This is a genomic window from Halomicronema sp. CCY15110, assembly GCF_016888165.1.
In the GTDB taxonomy this organism is placed as follows: domain Bacteria; phylum Cyanobacteriota; class Cyanobacteriia; order Phormidesmidales; family Phormidesmidaceae; genus Halomicronema.
The window spans coordinates 1-13808 of the sequence record NZ_JACSWC010000271.1 but is presented as its reverse complement, the minus strand read 5'-3'; the positions used below and the strand labels follow the sequence as shown (position 1 = coordinate 13808).

Here is a 13808-nt window from a genome sequence, read left to right as displayed (position 1 = left end):
CGGGCTTCGACTTCGCTCAGCCCTCAACGCCTTACCTGGCAAGCAATTTTGCTGATTGAGCGGAGTCGAAATCAGCCGCCAGGGTACCGTTTAATTAGGTCTAGCTACTTAATACCAATTTTCGATTTTGGATTGGAAAAGTTCTGCTCTGTATAGGTTGCCGCATTCTCCTCTGTATCCTTACTTGGCAGAGTCGGTATAAACGGGTGCAAAGTTCAAGGTGCAGGGGACGCCCATGCCCTAACCAAATTTCCGCCCGCTAACCAAATTTCCGCCCGCTAACCAAATTTCCGCTCGCTATGGATGGATTTTCTGGGCACAGGTCTTCTTCGGGATGTTTTGCTTTTGCCAATCTCATTCTGAGTGCGGCGATCGCGAAGGGTTGGCGCAGCTTGTCATCGATTTAGCAGCGCCGCCCTTGCCATAAGCTTTCCCAAAGCAGACAAACCGCCTGCCCTAGCGAATGTGGATATTTATGCTTTGATCCTCATGGTCAAAGGGATTCCGGCACAGATATTTCACGCCTCAATCACCACCCGCAGATTGCCCCGCTTGCGCATGACCCGGCAGGCAGTGGCCTCCTGAGACCGTTCAAACTCCAGGTCTAGTAACGTATGGCCGATTTTGAAATTCTTCAGTGACAGATAGCTGACTGATTCGGGCAGGGTGGGCTGCACAATGCGTAGACAATTATTGGGCACATCGGGCACCAGATTCACCATGATTTGCAGCAGTTGAAACACTGTACCCGTCGCCCACGCCTGAGGGGAACAGGCCACCGGGTAGCGCACGGGGCGATTGGTGGGGGTGCGCTCAAAGCCGCAGAATAGCTCTGGCGGACATTGGTAGGGCTGGACGATCGTCATGTCAAAAATGCCCTGGGCAATTTCCAGCGCCTGGTCGGTGTAGCCCAGCGATCGCAACCCCGCCGCGATCAGTCCGTTGTCGTGGGGCCACACCGAGCCGACGTGATAGCCCATCGGGTTATAAGCCGGAGAATTGCAGCTGAGGGTACGAATACCCCAACCGCTAAACATGTCGGGAGCCTGGAGCCGTTCGGCCACGCTGCGGGCTTTGTCGGGGGAGAAAATCCCCAGCCCCAGGCAGTGACCTGGATTAGAGGTGATGCTATCGACGGGCTGACCATTGCCGTCCAAAGCTAGGGCAAAATAGCCCTCGTCTGCTAGCCAGAAGTCTCGTTCGAAAATAGCTTTGAGGTTGGCAGCTTCAGTATTCCAGCGATCGCTCAAGTCGGTTCGGTCTTGCAAACCGGCCAGGTGGCTCAGCCGGACCTTCGCCGCGTAGACATAGCCTTGCACTTCCGATAGGGCGATCGCCCCTTCGGCAATATGGCCTGCGGCATCCACGATGCAGTCTCCCGAATCCTTCCAGCCCTGGTTTTGCAGCCCCCCTGGCGATTTGCAGTCGTAGGTAACGTAGCCCGTTTGCTCGCAACTGCGATCGATCCAGTCCATGGCCGCTAGGGCATGGGGCCAGAGCTGATCCAGCAGCGCGCGATCGCCCGTCCAGGCATAGTAGTCGGCATAGAGCATCAGCCACAGCGGCGTGGCATCCACCGTACCGTAATAGGGGGTGTGGGGCACTTCCCCCGCCCGCGACATTTCCCCCAACCGCATCTCATGGAGAATTTTGCCCGGCGCTTCTTCCCGCCAGTCATCCTCCACCTGACCCTGGTACTCAGCTAGCACCGTCAGGGTTTGGCGGGCCAGGGCGGGGTCAAACATCAGGGTCTGCATCGCCGCAATCAGCGAATCGCGCCCAAACAGCGTGGCGAACCAGGGAATCCCCGCCGACAAAATTTTGTCCTCGCCAAAGGTTTGCCCCAGCAGATAAATATCCTGTTCCGCCCGCTCAATAATTTGGTTCAGCGCTCGGTTGTCGGTGCGAATACTGGTGACCCCTTCGCGCCACTGCTGTTCCTCCATCGTTTCCGCCGCCAGCGCCTGACTCAGGGTGGCTGGCAGGCCCACTTGGGAGGCCGGATGATTGTCTAAAAAGGGCTGGAGTCGATAGCCTAGGGTCTCGCTATCGTGGGGCTGGAGGGTGACCTGCCAGATCGCCGTGTAGCCATTGAGCCGGTCGGGTCGCCGCTGGTAAAATTGAATTCGTGACTCCATCAGTAGCTGATCGACCCCTTGGTAGGCCAGGGTCAGTTCGCCTCCGTCGCCATTGGTCAGGCCGTCATTAAAGACCGGAATCGGCTCGGGAGTTTTCTCTAGCAGCCGCACCGGACGCAGGATGCGGCCTGTCTGCTGCCGCACTTTGCCGCGAATTTCAAACAGATCGGCAAAATCAGCATCAAAGCTAAGGCTCAGCTCAAAGCTCACGGGCTGGGTGTTGTAGTTGGTGAGCACCAATTCTTCAAAGAGTCCCCCTTGCAGCACCAAGTCCCGCTGGATGCCGATGGTCTCGGCTCGCATCGCTGGCCGATCGCCTGCTTCCGGAATGTAGGGGTTGGCACAAAGGGCCGACAGGGCAAAGCCCCGCTGGGCGGTACTGCTGAGCAAGATCGGCGGCTGCCCCTCAAATTGCAGTTCCAGGCGACTAAGAAACCGCGTATCGCGGCAAAAGAGTCCGAGACTGGAGGCGATCGGTTCGTCCTGACAACCCGCAATATTGCCCAGGGTATCGGTGATTAAGAATAAATCGTTGTCCTTAAGGGTCAGGGACGGCTGCCGTCGTCGGGTAGTGGTGCAGGGCCATTCCGGAATTGGCACCTGCTGGGCCGGGGCAAAGATGCGACCATCCAGTTCAACGATATTTAAAGAGCTGGCGACTGGGTTCACGGTCTGCTCACCCTTGTCAGCAAAATTAGTTGGGGTCATGGGGCTCCAGTGATAACGGGAAATCAAGGCTTTACGGATCGATCGGCGCTGGCTGGGGTGGCCAGGGTGGGAGCTCGCCAGGGCGATCGATAGGGCGGGTGCGATCGCTCTTCAAAGTCGGTCTCAGACCCAGGCTAAATCGCTCGTTGATCAGCTGCTGATATACCGCTTCATAGCCATCGACCATGCGGGCGATCCCAAAGTTGGCGGCCACATGGTCGCGGCAGTCCTGACGGCTGATGGTCGGAATCTTGGCCACCGCCGCGATACAGTCTTCGACCGTGTGGCCGAGAAAACCGGTGTGGCCATCTGCCACGATCTCTGGGGCGGAGCCCATCGCCATCGCAATCACCGGGGTACCGCAGACCATTGACTCGGCCATGACTAACCCAAACGGCTCCGGCCAGGTAATAGGAAATAGCGTAGCCGTTGCCTGCCCCATCAGGATTTTTTTATCCGCCTGGCTCACTTCGCCTAAAAACTGAATCTGCCCGCCATCAATGTGGGGAGCCACCTGTTGATCGAAAAATTCCCGGTTCTCAAAATCGATTTTTCCAGCCATTTTTAGGGGCCAGCCGCTGCGTTTGGCAATTTCAATCGCCAGGTGAGGCCCTTTTTCCAACGACATCCGTCCCAGAAAAGCCAGATAGGGTGGCGTAGCGGGTTGGGGATAAAATTCAAACTGGTCAGGGGCGATCGCGTTATACACCGTGGCCACGTAGTTGAGACCCAGGTCATCTCGCCGCTGGGAGTTGGAAATGCTGACAAAGTTTGCCTGGCGATACTGGCCGAAGAGCTTGCCCGTCACTGCCGTCAAAATACCGTGAACCGTATGCACCACAGGTGTTAGACTCCGTTCTCCATAGGCCAGTGCCGCCAGATCCATGTGGGAATGGATCACGTCAAACTGACCAGCGAGGTCAAAGGCTTTAGTGAGCTGCTGCTCTTCATACTGGGCGTATTCCGGGGGCAACATGCCCAGGGGGCGCAGGGCGCGATCGCACCCTGCATCCAGGTGGGCCAGGGTGATTGAGTCACCAGAGGCAAATAAGGTGACGTGATGGCCTCGCCGGACGAGTTCTTCAGTTAATAAACTAACGACCGTTTCCGTGCCGCCATAACCGATAGGGGGCACCTGCTCCCATAGAGGGGTAATTTGAGCAACTCGCATATTCGTATCCTCTCGCTAGTACTCGACGACTTAAGTCTTGATACTGATTGGAAGTCCCTCTCCCCAGGTTGCTACTGCTGATCAATAAGTCTCGGATGAATCGTTGTCAGGGATTAGATCCCCCCAATTCCCCTTAAGAAGCTATCCCTTATACACAAGCTGGTGCATCGCTTGTCGGGGACTGGTGCATCGCTTGTCGGGGAAAGGTTGCAGCGATCGGTCGCGGCAGTTTTATGAGCTGTAGAACCTCTCCTCTCCTCTCCTCTCCTCTCCTAAGCCCTCCGGGCAGGCTACGCCCACGCCAGGAGAGGAACCGGCAGCCTTGATAAACCTCTCCTTACCCAGGAGAGGTGCCGCAGGCGGTGAGGTTTTACCCCCTGCAACTCAAGGCCAGAAGCCTTGCTATACAAGGTTTTGATAGAGTTTTGCCAAATGGATAGCCTTAAGAAGGGGGACAGACCCAAACGAGATGGGTATAGCCCCCTTCGACAGCACGGGATCTGACGGCACGCCAAACCGATTTGGTTGGGAAAGGAATTTAGCGTGCAGACGCGAAGCGGCTTATCGAAGAGTGAGCCAAAAGTGTGGAAATCTACGCCGCACTGTACTCGGTTTACCCAAACGGCATCCAAGCTGACATCGGAGCGCGACAACGACTACAACGCCAGTACACCCGGCTACGACTGATATGCCTCAGCAAAACGGAGGAACAACAGGGGCAAGTGTGACAATTGGTCATGCTGTCATCAAACTGGACATGAGTCGGTGTAATCCTCTCTGAAATAACTGGCAGGACTGGTAGGGCTGGAATAGCTGGCAGAGCTGGTTTAATGGGGGTGAACTGATGAAGGAGTTTGTGGGGGGCTGCAATTGTGGCTAACATGAAGGTTGTTTTCCTAAATCGTATTAGTGTGGTTGGGTTGATTTGAAGCTGAGTGTTCAGTTCAACCAAATATGAGATTTTTAATTTTTGAGTCAGTCTTCGTTGTCTTTGCTGTCTCATTTTTCAGCTAAAAAATGAAACAACAAAGGCCTTTTGGGAGGTTCTGAATCTCTGAAAGAGAGCGTTCGGCGAAGGCAAATGTCGTGAGAATTGCAATAGCGCGATGAGTGGTCGGAACTGATTCCAGACCGGAAAAAATTTGGGGTTCTACGGGAATGAGTAGGCTAAAGCCTGGGCAAGGATCTTAAGCCTCTTACCTGTTATAAATTTCGGGCTGTGGTCCAGTGCCTTAGCATAGGCAAGCCGATAGAACCAATGTAGGCTTTCAATTAGTTTTGTGAGTACGGCAGCAGTCCCTTACCTGATCAGGGAGATTATGCTGTTTGAAAACGAGAATTCTAGGAGCCTTCCGGGGCCGCACTAACTCCAGAAATGTGGCAGCGACATGAAAGTTTTTGTAACTCCGATGCCCGAAACTGGCGGCATCGAAAACCATCCTAAAAAGACTCTTTTCCCAAAGCCCAAAAATCAGAACCGTTTTTCTGACTAGGCATTGTCAAGAACTTTACTTGGTTTGGATGAATCTTTGGGGTTGCTTTGCAACATGTAGCGTTGTCGCTATTAATATATCCATTCTAGTTGATAATTCTCGCTCCTACCATTTATGCGTTTGATGCCTGTACCCAGACCTGCATGTCGGTCAGGGTTAATGGGCCAAATTGGTTGGCGAGAGCCACATCCGCTGCATCGCGGCCATAGGCGATCGCAATGCGGTTTCCCCGAGGTTCTGACTGAGTGGCGTCAAAGGTGTACCAGCGATCGCCCACATATGCTTCAAACCAGGCATGGAGATCCATCGGGTCGAGCTGGTAGAGGTAGCCCACCACCATGCGCGCGGGAATGGTCAGATTGCGACACAGGGCCATACCTAAGTGGACAAAATCGCGGCAGACGCCCTGACGGGTTTGCACCGTATTGATCGCAGAGGTCGAGGCGTCGCTTGTATCGTATCGATAAACAATGTGGTCGTGAATCCAGCTGCGAATCGCTTCGACCTGGTCATAGCCTGAGTCAATGCCCGCCACAATTTCATTAGCCAGATCGCCCAGCAAATCGGACTGGCAATAGCGACTGGGCAGCAGAAAGTGCAGCACGTTGTCCGGCAAAGATTGAACTGGGACAAAGGCCGCGTCGGGGTTGACGTCAATCATGTCTGCCGTGTCGGCGGTGACTTGCGACGTGATTTGGTACTTCCCTGACGGAATGAGCAGACGATGGCAGGCATTGCCGTAGAGATCGAAATATTCCGTCGCGGTGAGCTGGGGGGTGAATTGTAAGTTGGCTTCGATGACGGTTTGGCTAGCCCCACTTTGCGGCCGCAGCATCAGCACCAGGGGCGCAGGCACCTGTGCGGTAAAAGACAATTGGCATCCAGCAGTCAGTCGCATACATTTTCTCGGTGAAACACTTCGGATGGCGCAGGGTGCGAGGGCGCATCGACGTGACGGCGAACTTCCGTCTCAATCTGGGTTTGGAAGCGATGAAGGCTATCGACGAGATTTTCCTCCAGCCAGCGATCGAGACCAATTTTTTCGAGCATGGTGCCCACCAAACCGCCAGGGAGGGCAAACGCGAGGGTGAGGCGGAGGCGACAGCCGCGATCGCGGGGTGCAAACTCGGCCCTGCCCTGATTGCGGAGCCCCGAGATGGACTGCCATGCGATCAATTGGCCGGGAATGCGCTGCTCAATCCGAGATACCCACTCGACGAGGAGGGGAAACCGCACCCCAAACTGCCACCGCCAGAGATCAGGCTCGCGGGGGATGGGTTCGACGCTTTTGACCAACGGCATCCAGCGCGGCACATTTTCCAGGTTGTCCCACAGGTCGTAAACTTGTTCGACCGAGCAGGCCACGTCCACTTCAACTTGGCGCTCAAGCATTAACGGAGGCATTTAAACTTTCTATCGAAACAGTGGCGCAATTGTGCGATCAGCAATTGGCGCACCACCTAAATTTTGATGGCTCATTCAGTATGGCGGTTTTTAGAAAACCCGAAGACGATCATGATGAACTATCCACCTGGCGTCAATATTGGTTAGAGTCTTGTTGAATTTTGCCAGCAGCGATGGGTCTGTTTTCTTCGCCACCCTCAGTGGGCGATCGCCCGCAGCACCCGCAGACAAATCGTTTCACAGCACACCATAGCAACAGAAGACAAAGATGCCCTCGGAGTCTTGAATACTCCGGAAGCGTTTACAGTGACATCATTGTCAATGTGAACCAAAGTTCAGAGAGCACCTGGCATCGTTCCGTCGTTGCGTTACTGCTCTAAGTAATGAAGACATGCTAAATGTACGATCCGGCGCTTTTTGTCATCGTTCCGGAATTGATATCGCTTTCCGGAGTTCGTGTCGCTAATGCGAGAGCTCACTTAAGCTTTGATTGTATGACGGCAAAAAACATATTCGCCAGATGCGATACCAGGCAAATAATGCGGATGGCGAGACTCGAACTCGCACGGCAAAGCCACACGCCCCTCAAGCGTGCGTGTCTACCAATTCCACCACATCCGCGTGGGAGGTACGGTGCTCAGAGGGATCACAAGAACCGCTCATTTAAAATAGCTTAGATTGAGCCGTTTTCAAGGGAAATTTGCGGCGATCAGCAAATGTTAACGCCCAATTTCAACTCCTCTGCAGGCAGCATCTATGGAAGACTTGGCGGTCAGCTTGCTTGTCACCTTGTCAAGCCGCCTGATTGCCTTACTCCTAACCTTATAAAACTCCAAGATCCTGGAAGCCTGAGTCAGTCATCATCAGTCACCGGTACTTGCAGTCTTTACTGACTACAGGACTGACTACAGGCGATCGCGGCCTGAGGCACAACTTGAGAAAAAGTTGCGGCGGGTCGATGTTTTCGTTTGCCTCGTTTCTTCTTTCACCAATGCTGATAATTTTGCAGAAGACTGCCAACCCTGGAGACATGCGGCGATCGCGATACCCCTGCGATGTCACTAATGTCTTGCCATCCACCCAAGGCGGCTGTAGCCTTCTCTACGCAATCACATTCTGTTCAGCCAAGAATCGCTGGAGGCGCATCAAAGTCAGGCTCTGACCCAGGTTGATGGGGAGTACGGAGACCCCTTCAATGCGAGATTGCACCCACCCGTCGCCCCAGCACCACTCATGAAAACCGTCAACGCCCTCCCACAGTAAAAAGCGAATATTGTGGGGGGTGAGGTCTGTAACTTGATGTTGCACCCGTAGCGGCCCCAAATAACCGGTAAACGTTGCCCCCAGTTCCAGCACGTCAGGTAACCCCACCGAAAAGGTCTGAGGCCACAGCCACTGTTTGAATTGGCGCGGTTGCAGTAGGCTGTCGCGAATCACCTCAGCAGGCGCGTCCACTTCAACCCGCAACGTCGATTGTTGAAAAGTGCCGAACATTAGGAATCCATACGCTGATATACATTTATTGTGACGTAGCAAGCGTGATTTTAAGAGACTGTACAGAATTTTGTGTAAGCGGCAACAGCAGGGCGCAAGGCCACCTGGGGACCCATGGACACCGCAAGCATTCTTGCTGCATCAATGCCGGGTTTAAGACATCACTATCTTTAATTATCGCCATGGGCCTGAGTCGGGCTCTAGGCAAGCCACCCGCCCCTCTTGGCGCATCGAGAACTGTCGACTGTTAGGAGACGTACTTGAAATAAAAGTATTGGCTCCTCACTTAAATCTGTCCCACCGACCCACCACCTCATCCACTCACCTACTCTCACCACCGGGGCTTCTTTTCCCGCTAATTCCTTAGCGTAACGCCCCGGTTTGACCTGCCTCCGATGTGCATTTGCAGGCATTTGCAAAGTAACTGACAAGACATACTACGTCCACGCCATAAACCAGACCTGACAGCTACCATGTGAGGTAGAGATTGGGTTAAGGCCTTAAAAACAGATGGAAAACGCCACCTGGTTGGATGTAGTGATTAAGCGGCTCCGCTTTTTTACTCGACCGTTGCCACTCGCTTCAGCGGTTGGGGCGTTGCTGCTAGGGGCCTTTGTGTGGGACTACTTGCACCATCCTGAATGGTTTGGGGCCTTTGAAGATGATGCCACCGGGCCTAATGAAGAGGCTAACTTGACCGGACTCACGCCAGAAGAGCGGGCGGCGGCGGCTGGTCTGGATAGCCTGACCGTGCTGATGAATGAGCTCGGGGTAGAACCGGGCAATAATCCGCGCATCCAAGCCCTGCCAGAGGGCGCTCTAACTAGCCAAGACTCATTCCTGAGCGAAGTTTTAGCCCTAGCAGAAGGCAATGGTTCAGGCGCGTCGATCGCCACCAGTCCTTTTTCTGACTATTTACAGCAATATCAGTTTGGTCGAAACTCAATCACTCCTGAAGCCACTCCTAGCAGTCCTGGTGGACAGTTTGGGGGGATTAGTTTTGGCACCTTTGGGAATCCCTCTGCGACGGAGCAACGTCCCATTAATCCATTAGCAGAAGCCTTACGGAATCAAGCCGGGTTGGCAGGGGCAGTGCAAACGCAACCTGACTCGCCGCTGGCGAATGAATTGCGATCGCTCTTCAACAGCGCTCAGCCAACCGCAGGCACTTCGACGGGGGGGAGAGCAACTGCGACCGGCGCGAACGGACAAATCACCCTCCCACCGGGAGAATTCAGCTCGCAAATCACCACCATTCCAGGGGTTGATTTTCCGGTCTTGCCGACTCAGCCACAAATGTCTCCCCCACCAGGCACCACTGGCTATACTCCCCCCGCTTCGCTAGACTTAATGCCCCCCTTGCCGGGCAGCACAACCAGCACTTCAACCTTTCCCGGCAACCCCGCTGCACCATCCAACTCCAGCCTGACCGGGGCCTCCTCAGGTACGGGAGTGCCGAACCTCAATTCCTCTAATGTCGATGTCAGTAACGGGTATGTCACGCCCTATGCCCCTACAGGTGCTGGGATCACTACCGCGCCAACACCGACTGTGCCACAACCCTTCAGTGCGCCACGTGCGCCAGGGGTTTATACCGGCGGTGGATACATCAACACCTTTGCGAACCCCAGTGCCCCACCCCAACCTTAGTGCCAGTGGCACTCGCACTTTAGGCAGATACTCCTTGATCGAACAACCGATTGCCCATGCTGGTAGTGTGGGCATCGTAAATTCCTGAATCTCCCAGTCAAGATATGCCCAAGGTGACAGCGGGTTAGCTTGTGACTATACGGTAGTTGGAAGGACGAAGGGCTGACCATCGTCTTCATCAACGTCGCCATGAGCCTAAACGTTGCCCCGGCAATTAGCGAAAAGTTTCGATGTAGGGCAATCATATAATTGAGATTTCCTGAGCAGCAAGCGGCAAGCCTGTTGAGAAACGCTATAATTCAGGGCTGTAAGGGAATAAGAGGGTGCTCAAAATTTCTTGTTTATCAAGGTTCTTGTCTGCTTATTCTGGTGTATTGATGATGTTTCCTTTTGCATATGAAAGTCATTTATGACCCCGACAAAGACATTTTGCAAATCGCTTTTGTGAAAGCGGTCATTGAGGAAACGACCCAAATTTCGCCCGGTTTGATCCTAGATTACGACGAAGACGGTCAGATGGTCGGCCTGGAAATCAGAAGGGCTTCGATTAAAACTGATAGCCCGTATGCCATCTCATTCGATATTGGTGAGGCCAACTTAAACAAGCCTCAGCCCATGAGCAACGAATAATATTGACGGGCTGACAGACTGATTGAACAGACTGATTGAGATGAGTGGGGCTGTTGGCTGATGCAGCGATGCCTGGCGCTGTGTCAAAGCGCTGTAATTGCTGCTGCCCACTGCTGTCAAATCTTGTTACTCATGTCAGCCAGCACAACCGCCCCATATCTATGAAGGGGATAAACTGCAGACATTTCACGCCCTGAGATGATCCTTAGGGCAATCAGTCTTTGGCAATTCAATGAAGGATTTGGCCGTGGTTGCAGGCGGCTGGACATGACGTGAGGCCGAGTATTGCCAAGGACTGATGACTGAGTTGAGCTTGTATTCCGGCGATGATGGTTCCACTTTTGTTAAGGAATCATGAAACGCCAGGTTGACGAAGGTCGATATTGTGACTTTGTGAATCTGTGGTCGGTGATAATTGAGAGCTGGGGAGAAGACGACCTCAGTCAGTTATCGAACGTCGCGTAAAGATATTGTTTCAGAACGGAAGCGGACTATGACCAAGCCAGTGCAAATTTTGATGTGTGCGCCTCACCACTATGAGGTCGATTACGTCATCAACCCATGGATGGAGGGAAATATTCATCGCTCATCGCGCGATCGCGCCGAAGAGCAGTGGCAACAACTCTATGAAATCTTGAAGGAACAGGTGACGGTCGAGTTGGTGGAGCCACACCCAGGCTGGCCAGACATGGTATTCACGGCGAATGCGGGGCTGGTGTTAGGCGACACGGTGGTGCTCAGTCGCTTTTTCCATCCGGAGCGCCAGGGCGAAGAACCTTATTTTGAGCAATGGTTCGCCGATCAGGGCTTCACGGTGAAGACTTTGCCCAAGAGTTTACCGTTTGAGGGCGCGGGCGATGCGTTGCTCGATCGCGCCGGCGAGTTGCTGTGGGCGGGTTATGGCTTCCGTACTGAGCTGGATTCTCATCCTTATTTGGCCCAGTGGCTGGATGTGGAAGTGCTATCGCTACGGCTGATTGATCGGCGATTTTATCACCTGGATACCTGTTTTTGTCCTTTGACTGACGGCTATCTGCTGTACTATCCACCCGCTTTTGATACGTACTCCAATCACTTGATTGAGCGCCGCGTTCCGGCCGAAAAGCGCATCGCGGTGGCCGAAGTCGATGCGGTCAACTTTGCTTGCAATGCGGTCAATATCGATCGCACCATCGTGCTCAACCAAGCTAGTGATCAGCTCAAAACAGTGCTCAACGATCGCGGCTTTCAAATTATTGAAACGCCGCTGACGGAGTTTTTGAAGGCGGGTGGCGCGGCGAAATGTTTGACGCTGCGGGTCACCGAGCCCAGACAAGTCTCGCCTCGGGCCACCGCTGCGGTGCAAAACCGCATTGTGCATTTTGAAGGGCACCTGCTGGACTCGGGCTTGGTCAACCAAGCGCTCGACCTGATTGTGGCGGGGGGCGGTAGCTTTCAGGTATTGAATTTCACGTTGGGAGAGCAACGCCAGGATGTCTCGACCGCCGAAGTCAAGGTGTCAGCGCCGGATGCGACGGTGATTGAAGACATTTTGGGGCAACTGGTCGATTTAGGCGCGGTGGTCAAGTCTGACGACACGGCAGCGGCCCATTTAGAAGCAGTGGTGCAAGCGGGGGTGGCACCCGACGACTTTTATGTAACGGCGATCTATCCGACGGAGATCTCCGTCAACGGTCAGTGGATTCCGGTACAGGGTCAGCGCATGGATGGGGCGATCTCGGTGACACAAACGGCGGATGGCCCCATCGCTCGCTGTAAGCTCCTGCGGGATTTGCAAGTGGGTGAGTCCGTGGTGGTCGGCAGTGAGGGCATTCGCACCCGCCGTAAAGATACGAGCCTCAAGCCACGCTCATCCGAAGAGTTCAGCTTTATGGGGGCCGGGGTGTCGAGCGAGCGCCGTGTCGAACTAGTGGTGGAGCAAATTGCTTGGGATTTGCGACGCATTCGCGACCAGGGGGGCAAAGCGGTGGTCACGGCTGGCCCGGTGGTGATTCACACGGGCGGTAGTGAGCATTTGCAAACGCTGATTCGCGGCGGCTACGTTCATGGCTTGCTGGGGGGGAATGCGATCGCGGTTCACGATATCGAGCAGGCGCTGATGGGCACTTCCCTCGGCATGGACATGCAGCGCGGTATTTCGGTGCATGGCGGTCACCGTCACCACCTCAAGGCGATCAACGCCATTCGCAGGTGTGGCAGCATTGCCCAAGCCGTCGAGCAAGGCATCTTGCAGAGCGGGGTGATGTACGAGTGCGTGAAACATAACGTGCCGTTTTCGCTGGCGGGCTCCATTCGCGATGATGGACCGCTACCCGATACACAAATGGATTTGCTGAAAGCTCAGGCGGATTATGCCCGGCTGATTGAGGGCGCTGACCTGGTATTGATGCTCTCGACTATGCTGCACTCCATCGGGGTGGGCAACATGACCCCCGCTGGCGTGAAGATGGTGTGCGTGGACATTAACCCGGCGGTGGTGACGAAGTTGAGCGATCGCGGCTCGCTGGAATCCATCGGCGTAGTCACGGATGTCGGGCTGTTCCTGAGCCTGTTGGTGAACCAACTGAACAAACTCACTGGCGAATACGCCGCCCAAGTGTAGTCAAGGATGCTGGCGGCGCTCTTAGCGTCACCGCTCGAATCGACACAAAAAAGCCGTTGTATTGACTTCCACAAGGAGTATTGATACAGCGGCTTTTTGGGTAAATGCTCATTGGCCTACATATAGAATCGGAGAAATTTTGGTCGCTAGAGCCCAAAAAAATCCAACGGCCTAATTTTGGATTACATCTCTTCAGAGGTATGGTTTGAAACGCCTAATCTGTCGTTCATCTAATTTTGATGAACTCTTGGTGTCTCCGGAGAGTGATTGCCGCTGGTGAATAGCTATTCAAAGGGAATAATATTAATAATGTGAACAATATCATTTCACATAGTTTCCCGCCTCAAAATGAGATCAGAGGCCATTGAAACCTTATACCGCAAGTATTCTGATCAACTCTAAAGTCATTCGTGCCATGCGGAAAGATGCCCTCTACATAAGTTACTAGTACTCGACGGCATAAATAACCATAGCCATTATGAGGTCAAAGGCTTGCCCGAATAGTTCCATTTAAAGGG

Annotated in this window: 8 protein-coding genes and 1 tRNA gene; 3 read left to right on the top strand and 6 right to left on the bottom strand. The window is 53.9% G+C overall.

Going from position 1 to position 13808, the window contains the following annotated elements; genetic code table 11:
- Window positions 1-518: 518 nt before the first annotated feature.
- From JUK32_RS11130 to JUK32_RS11105, 6 genes are all read right to left on the bottom strand, one after another.
- A complete protein-coding gene (locus tag JUK32_RS11130) occupies window positions 519-2846 on the bottom strand; it encodes an amylo-alpha-1,6-glucosidase (RefSeq protein WP_204138929.1) in 2328 nt (775 codons plus the stop codon).
- Between the two features lie 31 nt (window positions 2847-2877).
- The gene (locus JUK32_RS11125; protein WP_204138928.1) at window positions 2878-4017 is read right to left on the bottom strand and encodes a glycosyltransferase family 4 protein; all 1140 of its coding nucleotides are present in this window, start codon (window positions 4015-4017) and stop codon (window positions 2878-2880) included.
- Between the two features lie 1605 nt (window positions 4018-5622).
- Window positions 5623-6408, bottom strand: a complete 786-nt coding sequence (locus JUK32_RS11120; RefSeq protein WP_204138927.1) for a transglutaminase family protein — start codon at window positions 6406-6408, stop codon at window positions 5623-5625.
- On the bottom strand, window positions 6399-6914 hold the full coding sequence (locus JUK32_RS11115) for an SRPBCC family protein (RefSeq protein WP_204138926.1): 516 nt from the start codon (window positions 6912-6914) through the stop codon (window positions 6399-6401). Before JUK32_RS11115 ends, JUK32_RS11120 begins: the two co-directional genes overlap by 10 nt.
- A gap of 540 nt (window positions 6915-7454) precedes the next feature.
- Window positions 7455-7535: transfer RNA gene (locus JUK32_RS11110), tRNA-Leu, on the bottom strand.
- 480 nt (window positions 7536-8015) lie between these two features.
- Window positions 8016-8408 (bottom strand): hypothetical protein, encoded by a 393-nt coding sequence (locus JUK32_RS11105; protein WP_204138925.1) that lies wholly within the window; start codon window positions 8406-8408, stop codon window positions 8016-8018.
- Window positions 8409-8918: 510 nt separating this feature from the next.
- Here JUK32_RS11105 and JUK32_RS11100 point away from each other — a divergent pair.
- From JUK32_RS11100 to JUK32_RS11090, 3 genes are all read left to right on the top strand, one after another.
- Entirely contained in the window at window positions 8919-10058 is a 1140-nt protein-coding gene (locus JUK32_RS11100) for a hypothetical protein (protein WP_204138924.1), read from the top strand.
- 396 nt (window positions 10059-10454) lie between these two features.
- Complete coding sequence (locus tag JUK32_RS11095) at window positions 10455-10688, top strand: DUF2283 domain-containing protein (RefSeq protein WP_204138923.1); 234 nt, start codon at window positions 10455-10457, stop codon at window positions 10686-10688.
- Between the two features lie 493 nt (window positions 10689-11181).
- A complete protein-coding gene (locus tag JUK32_RS11090; protein WP_204138922.1) occupies window positions 11182-13290 on the top strand; it encodes a TIGR00300 family protein in 2109 nt (702 codons plus the stop codon).
- Window positions 13291-13808 lie beyond the last annotated feature (518 nt).